Below are 18,266 nucleotides of genomic sequence, written 5' to 3'. Positions count from 1 at the left end.
AGGTGCCGGCGTTTGCCTACACGCGAACGGTGCGGGGGAATGAATATTTCGCAAGCCTGAACCGTGCCGTGCCGGCAAAGGAATAACCGGCCGCAAGCTTTACGCCTGCTTGGACTCAGATCGGCTTAGTGCCTTCGGGGGGGCGCTACTGCTTAGGCTTGAAGATGATCGTCGCCAAGGGAGGCAGCGTGACCTTCAACGAGTAGGGTCGATCGTGCCAGGGAATCTCGTCGGCCATCCGCCCCGGACCGTTGCCCAGGTTGCTGCCGCCGTAGTAGGCCGAATCGGTGTTGAAGATCTCTTCGTACCAGCCGCCCCAGGGTACGCCGATGCGGTGTTCCTGGCGCGGTACGGGCGTGAAGTTGTGGGCCACGACGACGAAGTCCTGCGGATCGCTCGCGCGGCGCAACCAGGCCAGCACGCTCTCGCGGTTGTTGTGGCAGTCGATCCACTCGAAGCCGGTGTGGTCGAAGTCGACCTCGTACAAGGCCGGCTCGCGGCAATAGAGTTTGTTCAGGTCACCGACCATGCGCTGCAGCCCCTGGTGCGTGTCCCATTGCATCAGGTCCCACTGGAGCGACGTGTCGTAGTTCCACTCGTTCCACTGGCCGAAATCGTCACCCATGAACAGCAGCTTCTTGCCCGGGTGCGTCCACATGTAGCCGTAGAGCAGCCGCAGGTTGGCAAATTTCTGCCACAAGTCGCCGGGCATCTGATCGAGGAGCGACCCCTTACCGTGCACGACTTCGTCGTGCGACAGGGCCAGCACGAAGTTTTCGTGGAACGCGTAGATCAGGCTGAAGGTCAGTTCGTCGTGGTGGAAGGCGCGGTGAATCGCCTGCTTGCGCATGTAGCGCAGCGTGTCGTTCATCCAGCCCATATTCCACTTCAGGCTGAAGCCCAGACCGCCGACGTAGGTTGGCCGCGACACGCCGGCCCAGGCCGTGGATTCTTCGGCCACGGTCAACACGCCGGGGTATTGGGTATGCACTTGCTCGTTGAACGTTTTGATGAACGACACGGCCTGCAGGTTCTCGCGGCCGCCGAATTCGTTGGGAATCCAATCGCCCGGCTCGCGGCTGTAGTCGAGATACAGCATCGACGCGACCGCGTCGACGCGCAGCCCGTCGATGTGGTACTTCTCGCACCAGAACAGGGCATTGGAGAGCAGGAAGTTGGCCACCTCGTTGCGGCCGTAGTTGAAGATCAGCGTCCCCCAATCGCGGTGCTCGCCCTGGCGCGGATCGGCATGCTCGTAGAGGGCCGTGCCATCGAAGCGGCGCAGGCCGTGGCCGTCGCGCGGGAAGTGAGCCGGGACCCAGTCGATCAACACGCCGATGTCGTGCTGGTGGCAGTAATCGACGAAGTACATGAAATCTTCGGGCGAACCGTAGCGGCTCGTGGCGGCATAGTAGCCGACCGTCTGATAGCCCCAGCTGCCGGAGAAGGGGTGCTCGCTCACCGGCAACAGCTCGAGGTGCGTATAGCCGTTTTCGCGGCAATGCGCCACTAGTTGATGCGCCAGTTCGCGGTAGTCGAGCCAGCCGTTCGGATTGTCGCCGGGCCGTTTCCAGCTACCCAGGTGCACTTCGTAGAAGCTCATCGGCCGGTTCAGGGCCTGCCCCACCGGACGACGGGCCAGCCAGTCGGCGTCTTTCCATTGGTACGCCTCGAGGTTGACCACCTTCGAGGCCGTGCGCGGCGGCACCTCGGCGCCAAATCCGTAAGGGTCGGACTTTTCGAACAATTCCCCACCGTGGCGCAGTTGGTACTTGTAGAGCGCGCCTTCGGGCACATTGGGAATGAACACTTCCCAGAAGCCGCTGGGGATGTGTTTCTTCATGGGATGGCGACGGCCGTCCCATTGGTTGAAGTCGCCGACGACGCTCACGCTCGTGGCGTTGGGCGCCCAGACGGCGAATTGCACGCCCGTCACGCCATCGAAGGTGCGCAGGTGGGCCCCGAGTTTCTCGTAGCTGCGCCAGTGGCGGCCTTCGGCCAGCAAGTAAAGGTCGTAGTCGGTCAGGGCGCAGGGGAACGCGTAGGGGTCGTGCATGATCGCCTTGGTGCCGTCTTCGTTAGCTGTCTGCAATTGATACCTCGCGGGGCTACGACGCTCGTCCCAGGGGCAAATCGCTTCGAACAATCCTGCCGGATGTATCCGCCGCATCGGCCGGACCGCGCCCGCATGGGCATGGTCGAGGACCCACGCCTGGCGGACATGCGGCAACCACGCCCGCACGGCCAGCGCTCGCCGGCCTTCGGCCTCGATCTCATGCGGACCCAGCACGGCTGCCGGGTTCTCGTGGCGGCCTTCGACCAATTGACCAATCATGTCCAGGCCGACGCTCGTCCGCATCGGAACCTCCTTGATGCACATCTTGTGTTGGTGGCGATTGTCGATTGCCGGGCGGATGTCGTCCAGGGGCCGTTTGGACGCACCGGACGACAAGTCTTTGGCAGCGAACGACTTGCGATTCAGGGCGGCGGGCGGTTTGGCGTGGTCAGGCGGGGGCGAGGCCGTCGAGAATGCGATTCAAAACCCGGCGCAACGGGGCCAGCAACTCGGCGTGCTCGACGGCAGGAGCGTCCCGCCGAGCTACCGGGGCAGGCCGCAGGCGACGCTTCGCGAGCGGCTCGTCGGGCCGCGCCGAGGTTCGCGCGGCAGGGTTCGGGCGCTCGAGCCGCACCCGATCGCGATGCGAATCGGTTGGGCGGTGCGTTCCGTGCAGGGCATGCGGGGCGTCGATCCGCAGCCGGCGGAACGTCACCTGGTGAACTTCCAAGGCCCGATCGAGCCGTTGCCAGAGGTCACTGTTCTTCACGGGTGTCCACTCGCCAAAGCATTCCCAGATCCACCCTTGCCGGCGCCATTCGGCCAAACCGTGGAGCACGCCCCGGTCGACGTACCGGCTGTCGGTGATCACCGTTACGCACGAGGCCTGGTCGAGCGCTTCGAGCGCCCGGACGACCGTGAGCAGCTCGAGCCGCTCGCCGGTGACCCCGGGCTCGACATCGCCGGCCTTGAAGACCTCTTCACCATCGGCAGTCCGTAGGGTGAATTCCCACGTACCTTCTTGTCGGCCGCAATGCGCGCGGGCTACGATCACCAACTGAGGTCTTGTCGCACTGATCATGGCGGAGAAACCCATCGTGCGCAAGCAGAAGGAAGGGGAGTGATCGCGCCACGCGCCGTCGCCGACCTGTCGGGAACGTGGTCCTTCAGGTCTTGCTCGAGCGCCCGAATTCACCTATCGGCAATCGTGACGTAGATTCCCCAATTTGTTTTGTCTGTTTTTCTTCGCGGCTCGCCGGGCCGCGCGAAGTGCTCGCAAGAAAGGGCTGCCGGGAATGTCGAAGCGAATCCTGATGCTCATCGGCGATTTCGTAGAGGACTACGAGGTGATGGTCCCGTACCAGATGTTGCTGCTGGTTGGCCATCGCGTCGATACGGTATGCCCCGACAAACAGGCTGGCCAGTCGGTGCCGACCGCGATCCACGACTTCGAAGGGGATCAGACGTATAGCGAAAAGCGCGGGCACAATTTCGTGCTCAACGCCAACTTCTCCCAGGTCAAAGTCGAGGACTACGACGCCCTGGTCATTCCGGGCGGACGCAGCCCCGAGTATCTGCGGATGAATCCGCGGGTGATCGAGATCGCGCAGGCCTTCGCCGGCGGCAAGAAGCCGCTGGCGGCCATTTGCCACGGGCCGCAAATTCTCGTGGCGGCCGACGTGCTGCGCGGCCGCTCGTGCACGGCCTATCCGGCAGTGAAACCCGACGTCGTCGCGGCTGGGGCCCGTTGGGTCGAGCCGTCGCCGAGCCTGGACAACGTGCACGTCGATGGCAACCTGATCACCGGGCCGGCCTGGCCGGGAATTCACTCGTGGATCAAGGCCCTGCTCGGGCAGTTAGGCACGCAGGTAGCCTAGTCGCCCGAGACGAAAAAAACGCAGCGCACGGCCTGCTGCCGTGCGCTGCGCCTGTATTCAGGACCGAAGAGGGACCTTTTCGCAGGCCTACGCCGCGAGGCTTTCGTCCATCACCGTCAGTACGACGCCGCGGATTGCCGCGACGAATTCCTCGAAGATCCGCTGATCGAGGGCCGAGGCGCTGGCCGCTTCCGGATGGAATTGCGTGCCAAAGGCCGTCCACGACGGATCGTCGCTCTCGATCGCTTCGATCACGCCGTCCGGGGCGCGGGCCGAGACGATGAAGCCAGGCGCAAGCTGGTCGATCGCCATGTGGTGCATGCTGTTGACGCGCACCTCGCCCTCGCCGAAGACGCGCTCCATCAGCGTGCCCGGCACCACTTCCAGGCCGTGGCGGTGATTCGGGTCGAGCGGGTCCTTGTGCGGCAGGGCCTTGGGCAGATCCTCGGGCACGTGCAAGAACAGATTGCCGCCGGCCGTGAGGTTCAAGAGCTGCATCCCGACGCCGATCGCCAACACCGGCATCCGGCGCTGCACGGAGAGCCGGGTCAGCATGCGGTCGAATTCCTCGCGGCGCGGGTCGAGCAGCCGCATCGACGGATGCAACATGAACCCGTCGCGGCGCGGGTCGAGATCGGCACCGCCCACCAGCACGACGCCTTCGAGCGTGTCGAGCAATTGCTGGATGTCGTCTTCTTCGGCCAACGGCGGCAACACGACCGGAATCCCGCCCGCAGCAATGATCCGATCGACGTAGCCCGCGGCGACAAAGCTAAAGGCCGGCGAATCCTTGGCTGCGGCGCGATAGTCGGCGTTGATTCCGATGAGTGGCTTCGACTTCACAGTTCGGCTCCTTCTGGGACACGTCCTGTGTCCCCCCTGAAGACAAAATGGCCCGAGGCAGCGCTGCGCTCGTGGCGAAGTCTTGGGGAACGTCGCAGACCCGGGTTGCGGGCTGCGCGCGGAGAGCCGCTTGCAAAAACGCGGTGCGTTGCGCCGACGAGTGGCAAGAGAAGGTCATCCGTGACGTTCGTCCAAGCTGCGCCGCACGCGTCACGATCTGCCGGTGGCCAATCCTTCAGCCAACCGCGAGATCGCACCGACTGCAACCTGGAGTGGATCGCAGTCCTAACCGGTCAAGCGTGCAGTGAGCGCTTCGTTGCTCGATGTTGCCGTCCACGCGAACGGCTTGGGCGGAAATTAGCCCTGCTGCAGGCGCGTGGCAAGCAAATGGATGATTTTGGGCCCGCTTTGCCGCGTCGCCACAAGATGTCGTGTTGCGGGCAGTGCTAGCGGCGCTGCGTGTGCACGAAATCGAGCACCAGGCGGGCCACATCGACCTGGTGCGTCGCCGCCAGAGCCTTCCAGCCGGGCACGGCGTTGACCTCGAGCACGTATGTCTGCCCATCGCGGGCCGGCAGCAAATCGACGCCGACGACCGGGGCCCCCATCACTTCGCGAGCCCGCTCGGCCAGTTCCAACAAGCGCGGCTGCAAGGGCTCGATACTCGTCTGCGCGCCTCGGCTGACGTTGGTGCGCCAATCGTGCGGGTTGCTGCGCCGCATGGCGAGCGCGTGGTTGCCGCAGAGAAACACGCGGATGTCGTAGCCTTCGTGCGGCAGGAATTCCTGCAGGTAAACGACGGCCCGCAACTGCGCGAGCATGCGAAAGGCGCGTTCGGCCAGGGCCGGGTCCTGGAGACGCGCCAGGCCGCGCCCTTCGGAGCCAAACAACGGTTTGACGACCACGTCGCCGCCGAGCGCCTCGAAGGCGGTTATGGCCGCTTCGGGCGATTCGCACACCACGGTGCGCGGCGTCGGCAGTCCGGCGCCGCGCAGGCGGCTGGTGGCCAGGTACTTGTCGATCGCTCCTTCGAGCGCCCGGGGCGGATTGATCACGGCAACTCCCTCGGCCGCGAGCCTGGCGAGCATGTCCATCCGCACGACGACCTGCTCGAGTGAGGCCGGCGGCATGCTGCGTACCAGTACCGCGTCGAGTCGATCGAGCTCGACGCCGGCGGCCGAGATGCGCTCGCCTTGACCGTCGATGCGCGAAGCGAGCTGTGAGAATTCTGCAGCGAGGATGGTTTCTCCAGCGTGAGCTGCGCGGCGCAAATCGGCCAGGTACCAACTGTCGGGCGATGCCAACACGCCGATCTGCATAGGGCGATTCCCCGCGCGAAGCGCGCTCGATCGTAGCTCAGTCGCCGAACGATTGGGCAAGCACGTCGCCGCGCAACTGCCCGTACGATCGCGTGCGGCCCGTGTCGAGATTGACGAAGGTCACGACCGCAGGGCTGAACAAATGCGGGTCGATCTTGTAGAAGTCGTGGCCATAGCGGGCAAAGATTTCGGCAAACGGCTGGCCGAAATCGGGCGAAGCGCCGCTGGGCACGCGCGGGCCGATCGCCTCGATCGACGCATCATCGCCGCGCACCCAGAGCACGACTTCGGCGCCGTACAGCACGGCGTCGTTCGTACGGCCGATGGCGGCCAGGTCGTTCTTGGCCACCGGAGGGAACGGCGCGCGGCCCCAGCCACTGACAATCCGCTCGGCAGCGAAATCCAGTTCGAGCAGCTTGTGCAAGGCCGTTTCGACGCTGCGCGCCGCCACCTGCAAAGTGCCGGCCTGGCTCGCCGTCGGCGCGACCAGCAGGGTGACGGCGTCTTGCGGCACGCCGGTTTCGCCGGCAATACGGGCAAAGATCGCTTCGGGAGGCCGGCTCCGTGTCTCCAGCACGCCCACAACGCGCTGGGCACTTTCCCGGCCGCCGATCCGCTCGAACAACGGTTCCTTGGCAGCCGCAGCCCGCATGGGGCCCGAGCCCATGGCGAAGAATTTGCCTTCGGCCAACTGCCAGCCGGCGTACTGCGAGCGCATGCAGGCGGCGAGGGGGTGGTCCGTGCGCACGACCACGTCGACGCTGGGGCCCACTGCCGGCAGACCCGGCACGAGATCGACGTGGCCCAACCCCGACAGGCAAATCTCGGCCAGCCGGACACCCGCGTCGAGACCGCCTTCGACGGCGATGCCGCAATCGATCACGCGGCCGCCGTGCGGTTCGCGTTCGACGGCGATGCGCAGCCGCGCGGCGTCAGCCACGAGGGCATCGACCAGTCGTGCGGCGCGTTCGTTCAGGCCTTCGTGCGTGGTCACGCGTGCATCTCGGCGGTAGTGGTTTGCGCCGCTTGTCGGCGCGCCTGCAATATCGGCATCCACGACGCGGCGTCAAGCACGCGATGCCTTTCTGAGGTCAAGGGCCCGCGGTTAGAATCCTTCGGGAGGTCCGTCGCAGAGTGACGGGAGTTGGACGGGCCCACGTTCAGGGAGAGTGTCGGCGTGCCCAGTTTGACGGTCGAGAATTACGTCAAGGCGATCTACCAGATCTGTGGTACCGACGCGCAGCGCGCGGCCGCAACGGGCGAGTTGGCCGCGGCCCTGGGCGTGCTGCCGGGAACCGTCACCAGCATGCTCAAGACGCTCAGCGCCGGCGGCCTGGTTACGTACACGCCCTACGAAGGCGTGCGGCTGACCACGGCCGGCGAAGCGCTGGCCGTGCGCGTCGTCCGGCGACATCGCCTGATCGAGCAATTCCTGGTCGAGACGTTGAAATTGACCTGGGACGAGGTGCACGAGGAGGCCGAGCACATGGAGCATGCCGTGAGCGACTGGCTCGTCGATCGGATCGACGAATTCCTGGGCCGGCCCGACGTCGACCCGCATGGCGACCCGATTCCGCGCGCCGACGGCTCGATCGAGCCCCGGGAAGTCCGCGCCCTGGGCGAGTGCAGTCCCGGCTTTCGCTTCCAGCTCGCGCGGGTGATCGACCAGACTCCCGATTTTCTCCGCTATCTGACCGAGTCCGGCCTGCGACTCGGCGCCGAAGGCGAGGTCAAAATCAACCGGCCCGAGGCCGACGTGATCACCGTCGACCTGGCCGGCCGCGAAACGACCCTCGGACACGTGGCGGCAAACAAGCTGCTGGTTCTGCCTCGCTAGGCGTTCAACGTCCCGAGACGTTCGGATAGCCCAAGGCCCGGCGGGCAACGGTGACCTGTCCCGAGTGCAGGCCCTCGTGCCAGATCGCGGTTTGAAACAGCGTGGCATAGTCGGGCAAGAAGCCCGGGGCGCCCTTTGGTGTTGGCTTGTCCAAATCGGCTTCGTCCATCGCCTCGAGCAGGCCGAGAAAGGTCGCCCGGCGTTCGGACAGGTAATCGAGCACCTGCTCGACCGGCGGGTACGCCGCTGCGTCGTCGACCGGCTGCGAGCCCATGCCGAATCGTTCGCCCCACCCGGGGGCGTCGCGCGTCTTACTGGGATCGATCAGCGAGATCATGAAATTGTCGACCCAGCCGATGTGCCCGGCAAACCACAGGGCGTGATTGGCATTCGGATGGACGCGATGGGTCCATTCCTGCGGCGTCTTGAAGGCCGTTAGCAGTTCTTCCGTGAACTTCCGTGACTTCTTCAGCTGGGCCAACAATCGCTGCTTGAGGCTCATGAAGTTTGCTCTCGATCGATGATGAGAAATCGCCCAGGGAATGCACGCGCCTGCGGGCGCAGGCGCTTGGCCGCCCTGATGGACGGCCACTTCGCGGCTTGCGTATTGTCCCGCCCAAATCGAATTCGTCGAGTGGCCAGGCAGGGCGGCCCTGTGCCGGAATTCCTGGTTTGACGCTCGATTCATCGTCAAATACGTCGCATGAAAGGGGGCTTTTGACCAACAGACCCCGGTCCGGCACAATACATGCACAGCGCATCCGCCGGCCTCGGGTGAGAGGTCCCCGCAATGGAGACCTGTGAACCTGGTCAGGGTCGAAAGGCAGCAGCCATAAGCAGTCAGCTCTTTGTGCGGTGGGCCTCTCACCGGGGGCCGGCAGGGTGCGAATCTGGCCTGAAACTCGGAGCTTAGAGCCGCCGCGACTTATGCCGTGGTCCCCGGCTCAGGTGGGTGACGGATCGTGGCCCAGTCAAATTCCAGCTTCTTCCCCGAGGATCAGCCTGCCCCGGCTGCGGCCGCCGCCGAGGACATCGGCTCGCGACGCGACGGCTATACCGTCATCGCCCGCCGCTATCGGCCGCAGACGTTTGCCGATCTCGTCGGCCAGGACAGCGCGGCGCAGGCGCTGCGCGGGGCCATCGCCGCCGGCCGCGTGGGCCATGCCTACCTGTTCACCGGCGCGCGCGGCGTGGGCAAGACCTCGACCGCGCGGATCTTTGCCAAGGCGCTCAATTGCGAGCACGGGCCGACGCCCAGCCCGTGCAACGAGTGTGACATCTGCCGGGGCATCAGCACCGGCGAAGATCTCGACGTGCTCGAAATCGACGGCGCCAGCAACCGCGGCATCGACGAGATCCGCGAACTGCGGCAGAACGTGCATGTGCGCCCCAGCCGGGCTCGCTTCAAGATCTACATCATCGACGAAGTCCACATGCTCACGCGCGAGGCCTTCAACGCGCTGTTGAAGACCCTCGAGGAGCCGCCCGACCATGTGAAGTTCTTCTTCTGCACGACGGAGCCGGAGAAGATTCCGATCACGATCTTGTCGCGGTGCCAGCGATTCGACTTCGCCGGCATCAAGCCAGGACAAATCGTCGAGCGGCTAAGGCAGATCGCCGCGCAAGAGGGCGCCGAGGTCGACGACGCGGCCTTGAGCTTGCTCGCGCGCCGCGCGGCAGGGTCGATGCGCGACAGCCAGTCGCTGCTGGAACAGATTCTTTCGTTCGGCGGCAAACGCATCTCGGCCGCCGACGTACACGCGCTGCTGGGAACCGTCGGCGGCGACCGGCTGACCAAGCTGATCGCCCAGCTCGGCGCCCGCCAGCCCGCCGCGGCCTTGGCGGAACTCGATACTGCGCTGGCCGAAGGCTGCGACCTGGGCCAACTGCTCGGTCAATTGTTGGGCTCGTTTCGCGACGTCATGGTACTCAAGGTTGGCGGCACGCCCGAGTCGTTGCTGTTCAGCTCGACGCAGGAAGGCGCCGATTTTGCGCAAGCGACCGACGCGCTGGGCCTCGAGGCCGTACTCGCGTCGATGCAGATTCTCGATCAGACGTTGGCCCGGATGCGTTACAGCACGCACGGCCGGATTCTGGCCGAGTTGGCCCTGGTCCAGCTCTGCCGGCTCAGCGAAATCGACGAGCTGCCGGAGCTCGTGGCGCAACTGCGCGAAGGTGGCGTCGCAACCGCGTCGCCGCGACCTGCCGCATCGGCGGTTACCGAGACGTCAAAAAAAAACGACCTTAACGGGGCCGGGCCGGCCAGTGCGCCCGCTGCCCCCGTTGCTGCCAGGGAACTTCCCCCCGCGGCAGTGGCGGAATTGCCCGCTCCCACGGCCACGGTAACGCTCACTCCGGCCAATGCGCAGGCGATCTGGAACCAGGCGTCCGGCAGCCTGGGCGGCATCTTGCAAGGCCACGCCTCGATTTGCGAGCGAGTCGTCTTGGAAGGCGACGGACAGTTGGTCGTGACGTTCCGTCAGTCGCTCGACGACAGCCGTCAGTATTGTGCTCAGCCCGCGCATCTCGAGCAGCTCGCGGCGGCGATGCAAGCGCTCACGGGCGTCCCGGTGGCGATTCGATTCGAGTTGGTGCCCGACCCGGCGGTCGCGCCGCGGGCCGTCGAGCCGCGCAGTGCGCGTCCGGGCGTATCTGCGCAGCGGACGCTGCAGGAACGATCGCAGCACCCGCTGGCCCGGCGTGCCATAGAATTGTTCGACGCGAAACCGCTGTCGGTCGATTTGCCCGATCGCCGGTGAAACAGCTTCCACCACGGCCCAGCGGTCCACAACAGATTCAGCGAGGCAAGACGTGTTCAAAGGTTTGGGCGATCTGGCGGGACTGATGAAACAAGCGCAAGAGCTGGGCGGAAAGATGCAGCAGCTCGGGGAGCAATTGCGTGCGCGGCACGTGACGGGTACGGCCGGCGGCGGGCTCCTGGAAATCGAAATGAATGGTGCCTGTGAAGTGCTGGCTTGCCGCATCGATCCGCAGCTGTTGCAAAATCCCGACAAAGAATTGCTCGAAGACCTGGTACGCTCGGCGGTGAACCAGGCCGTGGAAAAGGCCCAAGCAGCGCACGGCGAGGCGATGCAAGCGTTGACCGGCGGGATTTCGCTGCCGGGGCTCGACACTTTGCTTTCGCGTCTGCCGGGTGTCAAGCCTTAGCACAGAGGAGTTCCGCCATCGTGGCCGGAGGCAGCGACTGCGTCACACGCTTGATCGAGGAGTTCGGACGCTTGCCAGGGATCGGCCGCAAATCGGCCGAACGACTGGCGTATCACGTGCTGCGCGTGCAGCGCGGCGAGGCGCTGGCGCTGGCCGACGCGATTCGAGCGGTCAAAGAAAACGTCCGGCATTGCCGGCAATGTTATAATCTGGCCGAGAGCGAGCTGTGCTCGATCTGCGCCGATCCGCGTCGCGATGCGACGACGATTTGCGTCGTCGAACAGCCGCGTGACCTGCTGGCCATCGAGCAGGCCGGCACTTATCACGGTTTGTATCACGTGCTGCTGGGGCGGATTGCCCCGCTCGAAGGTATCGGTCCGGACCAATTGACGATCGAGGCGCTGGTCGCGCGGGTCCGCGCCGGCCAGGTGCGCGAATTGATCATGGCGACCAATCCGACGGTCGAGGGCGACGGTACGGCCCTGCACATCAGCAGTCTGCTGGCAGACTGCCCGGTAACCATCACCCGCCTCGCCCGGGGGATCACCAGCGGCAGTGTGCTAGAATTTGCCAATAAGGAGATTGTTGCGGACGCATTGGCCGGAAGGCAGCGACTATAAGGCCCTGGTGCCAAGCGTCCAGAGCCGCCAAGCAAGTCGGCAGTAAACAGTTGAGAAAACGCTCGGGCATTTTCTGCCAGAGTGTGCCAGAATGCGGGTCGGTGGGAAAACTCGACGCAAGGGGCGCTTGTAGCCCACCCTTGAGGAGGCCGATCGAACGATCGGCGCAGTTGCGATGCGATTGTCGTTTGGACAGGAGATGCGGCAGGTCCAGAAGCAGATTCTGGCGCCGCGGATGATCCAATCGATGGAGATCCTGCAGTTGCCGATCATGGCCCTGCAAGAGCGCATCGAACAGGAACTCCAGGAAAACCCGGTGCTGGAGGTTCGCGAAGAAGAGGCCGAACCGGTCGCCGAAGACGGCCCTCCGCCCGCCGATTCGGCCGAAAGCCCGGACGCCCCGACGACCGAAGAGCGCGAACTGGTCGTCGACGAAACCAATTCCAACGCCGATGATTTCGAGCGGCTGCTCGAGATGGACGAGCAGTTGCCAGACCATTTCGACGAGCGCCCGCGCCTGTCGAGCACGCGTCTCGAAGAAGAAGCCGACCGGAAGCACGACGCGATGGCCAACATGGCGTCGCGGCCGCCCTCGCTGCAAGACTACCTGACCGACCAGTTGGCCTGGTTCGAGCTCGATCCCGCTTTGCGGCAGATGTGCGAGCGGATCATCTACAGCCTCGACCAGAACGGCTATCTACGCACCCGGCTCGAAGAGTTGATCGACCCGGCCGGCGGGCCCGAACAACTTCAGCTGGCCCAACAGGCGCTGGCCACGGTGCACAAGCTCGACCCACCGGGCATCGGCGCCCGGGATCTGAAAGAGTGTTTGCTGCTGCAGCTCACGCCGGGGATGCCGCTGTACGTGGAGGTCCGCCGGCTGATCGTCGATCATTTCGAGGATCTCGAGCACAACCGCCTGCCGCAAATCGAGAAGCGCAGCGGGATGTCGATGAAGCTGATTCACGAGGCCTTGAACGAGCTGCGTCGGCTGAATCCGAAGCCCGGCGCCAAGTTCATCGATGCCCACGTGCCGACGGTCACGCCCGACGTGTTCATCGAGCCGGCCGAGAACGGCGGGTACAAGGTGCGCCTCGAGGATGGGCCAACGCCGACGCTGTTTATCAGCCCGATCTATCGCCAGATGCTGCAAAGCGGCAAGGCCAGCGAAGAGGCCCGCGAGTACATCAAGCGCAAGTTGAACTCGGCTCAATGGCTGATCGAGTCGATCGAGCAGCGGCGCAACACGCTGACGCGGGTCGCCCAGGCAATTGTCGACCATCAGACCGAGTTCTTGAACAAGGGGCCCGAGTCGATCGAGCCGCTCAAGATGCAGCAGATCGCCGACAAAGTGCACGTGCACGTGACGACGGTCAGCCGGGCGGTCGACGACAAGTGGATTCAAACGCCGCGCGGTATTTTCCCGCTCAAACGGTTTTTTGTCGGCGGCACCACCAGTGCCGACGGCGAGGAAGTGGCCTGGGACACCATCCGGCTCAAGCTGCAAGAGATCATCGACAAGGAAGACAAACACAACCCCTTGAGCGATGACGAGCTCGTCAAGGAGCTCGAGAAGCACGGCCTCAAGGTCGCGCGGCGCACCGTCACCAAGTACCGCAAGGCGATGAACATCGCCAGCTCGCGGCAGCGTCGCGTTTGGGACGAATAAGCGCCTTTCGGCAGGATCAAGGTCGCTAGGTCAGCGACTCGCCCAGATGCGGCGGCAGGTAACCTTCGTCGACCTGCAAGCTGCGCCGGGTTTTCTCATTGCGTCGCGCTGCGTCGATCTTGGAAAACACGTCGCGCACGTTCTCGATCCCGCGCAGCTCGAGGTCCTTGTCGGTCGCGTCGCGCGAGGAGATCACCTTGATCGTGCCGGTTCCGGTGATCAGCCGCTCGAACAACCCTTGCCTAATTGACAGATCGTCGATGCGGATCAGTTCAGTACGGTCGATTGTGCGGCTGAGAATGCCGTGCTCGTGGAACAGGCGCTGGGTTGTCAGTCGGTAAGAGATCGACATCCGGCGGTAGAGCAAGGTGAACACCGGGATCGACCAGATCACGACGATGGCCACGACCACGGCCGTCCAGGTCAACGGGTCGTGCAGCAGGATGGCCGCCGCGATCAGCGCCGCCAAAGTGACCAGGCCACAGATCGCCCAAGTGTCGATCATGGCCCGCGGCGAGTAGCTGCCCTGCCAGACATCCTCTTCGGGCGCATCGAGCCTGCCTGTGGCAGCCTGGCGAAATCGCTCGGCGGTACTCGGGGTGGAGGCTGCATCGCCCGCTGGGGCGGCCGGATGCTTGCCGGGTTGTGAGGTGGACATTCTTCGGTAGCTCCAGACGCTTGCGCCGGCGCGGCGCATGGTTTTCTAACGGATGTTCGTCGGCGGCGGCCAAAGCTTGGGACCCAAGCCGGGTCGCCGTGCACCGTATTCTGCTTGTTTCGCCGGCGGCTGTCGACGCCAGGAGGCATACGAGCGGCCCCGCGGCCGGTGCGCCGGCCGGTCGGGGCGGCTGTCGAAAGCAACGGGTCCAGGTATAGTGAATCCAACTCGTAACCGCCCTCGGACGCGACTTTGACGCCGCTGCCATCCGTATGAAGTGTCCCTTTTGCAAGAGTGATAACGACCGGGTGATCGACTCGCGGGCCAGCGAAGACGGTTTCGCCATCCGACGCCGGCGCGAATGCGTGTCTTGCGGGCGGCGCTATACGACCTACGAGCGGATCGAGGAAGCCGTGATCAAGGTCGTCAAGAAAGACGGCGTGCGCGTCCCCTTCGAACGGGAGAAGATCAAGCACGGGCTGCTGCGAGCCTGCTGGAAGCGACCGGTCAGCGACGCGCAGATCGAGCAGCTCGTGGCATCGATCGAAAACGAGGTCTACGCCAACTTCGAGGGCGAAGTCCCCAGCGAGCAAATCGGCGAGCTGGTGATGAAGCACCTGCGGCAGCTCGACGAAGTGGCCTACATCCGCTTTGCCAGCGTCTATCGCGCGTTCAAAGACGCGCAAGACTTTGCCGAAGAACTCGAGCCTATGTTGGGCAGCGCACCGAAGCTCAAGCGCTAGTCCCGGCAGGCTGCCGGCACGTCCGAGAATCGGGCCGTGGTGCCGGTCAGTCTAATGTGGCCGGTCGATCACCAGCCGGGTCATCTCGGCCAGCGCAGCGACGGCCGGGCTGCGGCCAAACCGCGTGAGCTGCTCGCGGGCCGAAGCGGCATAACGACAGGCTACGTCGCGGGCATACTCGATGCCGTCGCCGCGGCCGATCCACTCGACGATTCCCGCGCGATCGAGCCCACCGGTGCGCGCGAGCAGTTCGCGTAGTTCGAGGCGATCATCGCCGGGCAGCGTTTTGAGCAGCCGGATCAACGGCAGCGTAGGCTTGCGCTTCTCGAGATCGGTGCCGAGCGACTTGCCGGCCGCCGATTCCTCGCCGATCAGGTCGAGCACGTCGTCGGCGATCTGGAAGGCGACGCCCAGGTCGCGCCCGTAGCGTTCCAGAGCGTCGACGGCCTCGTCACTGGCGCCGGCGTAGTGGCCACCGAGGCGGCAGCAGCACGCGGTCAGCTCGGCCGTCTTGGCGTCGATAATGGCCAGGTATTCTTCCTCGGTGGTGTCGAAAGCGCCGCGACTGTTGATCTGGCGCAATTCACCTTCGCAGACGATGTTCGTCGAGCGACCGATCACGCGACAGGCATACGCGTCGTCGAGCGAGCTGGCCAGGTAGAAGGCGTGCGAGAACAAGAAGTCACCCAGCAACACGCTGGCCTCGTTCCCCCAGCGCGAGTTGGCCGTTTCGAGATGCCGCCGCAGGTCGGCTTCGTCGAGGATGTCGTCATGCACCAAGGTCGCGGTATGGATCATCTCCACCACGGCAGCCAAGGTCCGATGCGCGGGCGTGATCTGGCCGGCGGCCCGTGCGGTTAGTAACACCAGCGCCGGCCGCAGGCGTTTGCCGCCGAGCCGGAATCCATGCTTGACCAGTTCATCGACGAAAGGATGCTGGCTGCGCAGTTCGCGGCGCAACAGGTCTTCGGCCTGGGCGAGCTCCGCTTGAATCGGTTCGTACAGGGCCGCCAGGATATTGGGCGAAGGCGCCGGTCGTCCGACCTCCGTCGTCATTACGCTGTCTTCCTTCCTGGTGGCGGACCTGATTTCAATCGTTCACTCGGCTAACGGGCCGGCCGCACATAGTGGCCGCTCTTGCCGCCCGATTTCTCTTCGAGCCGCACGGCCTCGAGCGTCATGTCTCGATCGACCGATTTGCACATATCGTAGATGGTCAATCCCGCTACGCTGACCGCCACGAGGGCCTCCATCTCAACGCCGGTACGGGCCGTGACACGGACGGTCGACTCGACCATTACGCTCGATTCGTCTGGGAATTCGAACCCTAGCTCGACGGAGTCGAGCGGCAGTGGATGGCACAACGGGATCAGTTCCGACGTCCGCTTGGCGGCCATGATCCCGGCCAACCGGGCCACCTCGAGCACATTGCCCTTGGCGATTCCCTGGCCGCGGATCAACGCCAGCGTCTGCGGCTGCATGGAAACTCGGCAACTCGCCCGAGCAATGCGCGTGGTTTGGGGCTTTTCTCCGACGTCGACCATGCGACTGGCGCCGGACTCGTCGAAATGGCTTAAACCATTCATGCGCAGGGATTTTTGACGGCAGCGGAACCAACGATCCACGCCATTCTAAAGGCTCGCCAGCAGCCGTCTAGGGGCTTTGTGAGGCGGACGTTTGCGCCGCGGGAGGCGGCTCTGCCGAGGGGTTCAAGCGATAAAGTCTTGCCAGCCAGACCCCCTGGCGCGAAATCTCAGCCACAACCGCGGCCCCCGCCAGCCGGCGTTCGATCTCCGCCAGGTCGGCGCGGCGGCGATAGACCAGCAGCCAGCGGGCAGTTCGCAGCGGATCGGCCTGACTCGAATCCCAGCCAGCGAGATGGGCGGTCGTTGCCGCCAGCTCGGGGCTCGTCGCTTCGACCGTCTCTGCCTGAAACGGCGCCAGGTGCGGAGCATAGATGATGGTTTCGCCCGATGCCTGCGCTGCGGCGATCGTTAGCAGCTCGCCCTGAATCGTGTCGCCCCAATAGGTCGTTTCGAATCCCAGGCGCTCGGCGCCCTGCAACCCGCCAATCAGCAAGTTGTAGTAGCTGAGTTGAAATGGATGCAGGGCGATCAGCCCCGTCGCCTGTGTCGCAGCAAGCACGGCCACGAACACGACGCGCCAGGGAAGCCGCCAACGCTCCCAAGGGAACCGGTCAATGACGGCGGCGGAGCCAGCGCCGACGAACACGCTCCACAGCGGGAACGCCATGAGAAACAGCCGCACGCCGTCATAGACCGGCACGCCCGGCCAACTGAAGACTCCGAGCACGACGAGCAGACCACTCGCGGCGGAACAGGCGACCGCTCCACGATGTTTGCGCAGACCGACGATCAGCCCTACGCATCCAAGCAGCAGCCATCCCGGCGGCTGGCAGACGGCAAACATCACGGCCGGGTAGTGCCAGGGTGCCTCGAAATCGTTCCACGAGCGGTCGAGGTAGAACACATGGAGCGACTGGCGCTGGGTCGCAGTGCCGAGAAACTGCCGCAAGTGATCCCAGGGTGCCAGCCACAACCACGGCCAGGACACGAAGAACACCGCCGCTGCGGCCAAGGACCAGGCGGCGAACGCAGGCAGACCGTGCCGTCGCTTGAGGCACACGAAGACGAGCAAGGCCACGGGCGCCAACAGCAGGCCGTGTAGCTTGGTGGCCATGGCCAGGCCGGCCAACACGCCGGCCAGGGCGGCGCGGCGCGCGGTGCCCGAGGTTTCGGCCGCCCAGGCGAGCCCTGCAAGGGCCAGCGTGAAAAACATCGCAGTGGGCGTGTCGAGCGTGGCGAAATGCGCATGGCCAAAACAGCGCGGCATGGTGGCCAAGGAGAACGACGCTAGCGTGCCGGCGAGGGCGCCGGCCCAGCGCGTGGCGAGCCAGCCGACAACCAGGATCATCGCCGCAAACTCGATCGCCGACGCCAGACGGGCCACGGGTAGCCATACGGCGTTCGGTTCGCCTGGCAACGGATCGCCGAAGGCATGCACCCAGCCGAGCAGCCAGCGCCCCAGCGGCGGATGCTTGGTTTGCCAGTCGAACGTCTCGTGAATCACCGGCGCGGTGAAGAACCCGACGCCGTGGCGCAGAAAGCTCTGGACCAGTCGTTTACCGGCCAGGGCGTCGTAGTACTCGTCGCACGTCACGCCGGGGCCATAACCGGAGGGCGACAGCGTCAGCGCCGTCGCGAAGAGCGCCAGCAGCGCCACGACGATTGGTCCGCGGTACGCGCGCAGGAGCGATCGTTCGCGTCCGATGGGAGCCGAGGGGGGCTTCGCGGCAGCGGCGGCGCTCAATGCAGGATCTCCACGGCTCCAGGGCGGCCGGGCCACGTGCCGCGCGCCGCCAGCGCGCCATGATAAACGGCCAGCGCTGCCCGCGTGGGGCAGCGCTGGCCGAGCAGTCGAGCGCAAAAAAAACCGTCGCGGGGGTCTCCGCGACG

17 protein-coding genes and 1 other RNA gene are annotated in these 18,266 nt (G+C 65.0%); 8 read left to right on the top strand and 10 right to left on the bottom strand.

Annotated features, from left to right (window positions below; all coding sequences use genetic code 11):
* Positions 1–145: 145 nt before the first annotated feature.
* Together glgB and K1X74_20670 are read right to left on the bottom strand one after the other, a co-directional pair.
* Positions 146–2,359: a 1,4-alpha-glucan branching protein GlgB gene (glgB, locus tag K1X74_20675; GenBank protein MBX7168763.1), complete on the bottom strand. Its 2,214-nt coding sequence runs from the start codon at positions 2,357–2,359 to the stop codon at positions 146–148.
* A 145-nt stretch (positions 2,360–2,504) separates the two neighbouring features.
* Positions 2,505–3,110 (bottom strand): hypothetical protein, encoded by a 606-nt coding sequence (locus K1X74_20670; protein MBX7168762.1) that lies wholly within the window; start codon positions 3,108–3,110, stop codon positions 2,505–2,507.
* Between the two features lie 241 nt (positions 3,111–3,351).
* On the opposite strand from K1X74_20670, the gene K1X74_20665 reads away from it, so the two are divergent.
* The gene (locus tag K1X74_20665; GenBank protein MBX7168761.1) at positions 3,352–3,933 is read left to right on the top strand and encodes a DJ-1/PfpI family protein; all 582 of its coding nucleotides are present in this window, start codon (positions 3,352–3,354) and stop codon (positions 3,931–3,933) included.
* 87 nt (positions 3,934–4,020) lie between these two features.
* Here the strand turns inward: K1X74_20665 and K1X74_20660 are convergent, their stop codons facing one another.
* The 3 genes from K1X74_20660 to mch all read right to left on the bottom strand — a co-directional run bounded on the left by K1X74_20660 (position 4,021) and on the right by mch (position 7,071).
* The gene (locus K1X74_20660) at positions 4,021–4,776 is read right to left on the bottom strand and encodes a gamma-glutamyl-gamma-aminobutyrate hydrolase family protein (protein MBX7168760.1); all 756 of its coding nucleotides are present in this window, start codon (positions 4,774–4,776) and stop codon (positions 4,021–4,023) included.
* A gap of 446 nt (positions 4,777–5,222) precedes the next feature.
* Positions 5,223–6,095: a RimK family alpha-L-glutamate ligase gene (locus tag K1X74_20655; GenBank protein ID MBX7168759.1), complete on the bottom strand. Its 873-nt coding sequence runs from the start codon at positions 6,093–6,095 to the stop codon at positions 5,223–5,225.
* Between the two features lie 37 nt (positions 6,096–6,132).
* A complete protein-coding gene (gene mch / locus K1X74_20650; protein ID MBX7168758.1) occupies positions 6,133–7,071 on the bottom strand; it encodes a methenyltetrahydromethanopterin cyclohydrolase in 939 nt (312 codons plus the stop codon).
* A 201-nt stretch (positions 7,072–7,272) separates the two neighbouring features.
* Between mch and K1X74_20645 the strand changes: the two genes are divergently transcribed.
* A complete protein-coding gene (locus K1X74_20645) occupies positions 7,273–7,932 on the top strand; it encodes a metal-dependent transcriptional regulator (GenBank protein ID MBX7168757.1) in 660 nt (219 codons plus the stop codon).
* A gap of 4 nt (positions 7,933–7,936) precedes the next feature.
* Here K1X74_20645 and K1X74_20640 read toward each other — a convergent pair whose 3' ends face one another.
* Positions 7,937–8,434, bottom strand: coding sequence for a DinB family protein (locus tag K1X74_20640; GenBank protein MBX7168756.1), 498 nt, complete (start codon positions 8,432–8,434; stop codon positions 7,937–7,939).
* 271 nt (positions 8,435–8,705) lie between these two features.
* Here K1X74_20640 and ffs point away from each other — a divergent pair.
* The 5 genes from ffs (at position 8,706) to rpoN (ending at position 13,389) form a co-directional block, all read left to right on the top strand.
* An RNA gene (gene ffs / locus K1X74_20635) (signal recognition particle sRNA small type) lies at positions 8,706–8,804 on the top strand.
* A 159-nt stretch (positions 8,805–8,963) separates the two neighbouring features.
* Positions 8,964–10,691, top strand: coding sequence for a DNA polymerase III subunit gamma/tau (gene dnaX / locus K1X74_20630; protein MBX7168755.1), 1,728 nt, complete (start codon positions 8,964–8,966; stop codon positions 10,689–10,691).
* A gap of 85 nt (positions 10,692–10,776) precedes the next feature.
* Positions 10,777–11,100, top strand: a complete 324-nt coding sequence (locus K1X74_20625; protein ID MBX7168754.1) for a YbaB/EbfC family nucleoid-associated protein — start codon at positions 10,777–10,779, stop codon at positions 11,098–11,100.
* A gap of 20 nt (positions 11,101–11,120) precedes the next feature.
* Positions 11,121–11,720, top strand: a complete 600-nt coding sequence (recR, locus tag K1X74_20620) for a recombination mediator RecR (protein ID MBX7168753.1) — start codon at positions 11,121–11,123, stop codon at positions 11,718–11,720.
* Between the two features lie 175 nt (positions 11,721–11,895).
* Positions 11,896–13,389, top strand: coding sequence for an RNA polymerase factor sigma-54 (gene rpoN / locus K1X74_20615; GenBank protein MBX7168752.1), 1,494 nt, complete (start codon positions 11,896–11,898; stop codon positions 13,387–13,389).
* A 25-nt stretch (positions 13,390–13,414) separates the two neighbouring features.
* On the opposite strand, the gene K1X74_20610 is transcribed toward rpoN, so the two are convergent.
* Positions 13,415–14,047, bottom strand: a complete 633-nt coding sequence (locus K1X74_20610) for a PH domain-containing protein (GenBank protein MBX7168751.1) — start codon at positions 14,045–14,047, stop codon at positions 13,415–13,417.
* Between the two features lie 272 nt (positions 14,048–14,319).
* Here K1X74_20610 and nrdR point away from each other — a divergent pair, with 272 nt between their 5' ends.
* The gene (gene nrdR / locus K1X74_20605) at positions 14,320–14,790 is read left to right on the top strand and encodes a transcriptional regulator NrdR (protein MBX7168750.1); all 471 of its coding nucleotides are present in this window, start codon (positions 14,320–14,322) and stop codon (positions 14,788–14,790) included.
* A 51-nt stretch (positions 14,791–14,841) separates the two neighbouring features.
* Here the strand turns inward: nrdR and K1X74_20600 are convergent, their stop codons facing one another.
* The 3 genes from K1X74_20600 to K1X74_20590 all read right to left on the bottom strand — a co-directional run bounded on the left by K1X74_20600 (position 14,842) and on the right by K1X74_20590 (position 18,120).
* Positions 14,842–15,846, bottom strand: coding sequence for a polyprenyl synthetase family protein (locus K1X74_20600; GenBank protein MBX7168749.1), 1,005 nt, complete (start codon positions 15,844–15,846; stop codon positions 14,842–14,844).
* 50 nt (positions 15,847–15,896) lie between these two features.
* The gene (moaC, locus tag K1X74_20595) at positions 15,897–16,376 is read right to left on the bottom strand and encodes a cyclic pyranopterin monophosphate synthase MoaC (GenBank protein MBX7168748.1); all 480 of its coding nucleotides are present in this window, start codon (positions 16,374–16,376) and stop codon (positions 15,897–15,899) included.
* 67 nt (positions 16,377–16,443) lie between these two features.
* Complete coding sequence (locus K1X74_20590; protein MBX7168747.1) at positions 16,444–18,120, bottom strand: glycosyltransferase family 39 protein; 1,677 nt, start codon at positions 18,118–18,120, stop codon at positions 16,444–16,446.
* Positions 18,121–18,266 lie beyond the last annotated feature (146 nt).

The organism is Pirellulales bacterium, from assembly GCA_019694435.1.
Taxonomy (GTDB): domain Bacteria; phylum Planctomycetota; class Planctomycetia; order Pirellulales; family JAEUIK01; genus JAIBBZ01.
The sequence above is the reverse complement of the archived record's forward strand: the minus strand, read 5'-3'. Positions and strand labels throughout refer to the sequence as shown.

Coding starts and splice junctions, on each gene's coding strand:
- glgB (MBX7168763.1), bottom strand. CDS start 2,359: ATGCGGACGAGCGTCGGCCTGGACATGATTGGTCAATTGGTCGAAGGC.
- K1X74_20665 (MBX7168761.1), top strand. CDS start 3,352: ATGTCGAAGCGAATCCTGATGCTCATCGGCGATTTCGTAGAGGACTAC.
- K1X74_20655 (MBX7168759.1), bottom strand. CDS start 6,095: ATGCAGATCGGCGTGTTGGCATCGCCCGACAGTTGGTACCTGGCCGAT.
- K1X74_20640 (MBX7168756.1), bottom strand. CDS start 8,434: ATGAGCCTCAAGCAGCGATTGTTGGCCCAGCTGAAGAAGTCACGGAAG.
- K1X74_20625 (MBX7168754.1), top strand. CDS start 10,777: ATGAAACAAGCGCAAGAGCTGGGCGGAAAGATGCAGCAGCTCGGGGAG.
- rpoN (MBX7168752.1), top strand. CDS start 11,896: ATGCGATTGTCGTTTGGACAGGAGATGCGGCAGGTCCAGAAGCAGATT.
- K1X74_20610 (MBX7168751.1), bottom strand. CDS start 14,047: ATGTCCACCTCACAACCCGGCAAGCATCCGGCCGCCCCAGCGGGCGAT.
- nrdR (MBX7168750.1), top strand. CDS start 14,320: ATGAAGTGTCCCTTTTGCAAGAGTGATAACGACCGGGTGATCGACTCG.
- K1X74_20600 (MBX7168749.1), bottom strand. CDS start 15,846: ATGACGACGGAGGTCGGACGACCGGCGCCTTCGCCCAATATCCTGGCG.
- moaC (MBX7168748.1), bottom strand. CDS start 16,376: ATGAATGGTTTAAGCCATTTCGACGAGTCCGGCGCCAGTCGCATGGTC.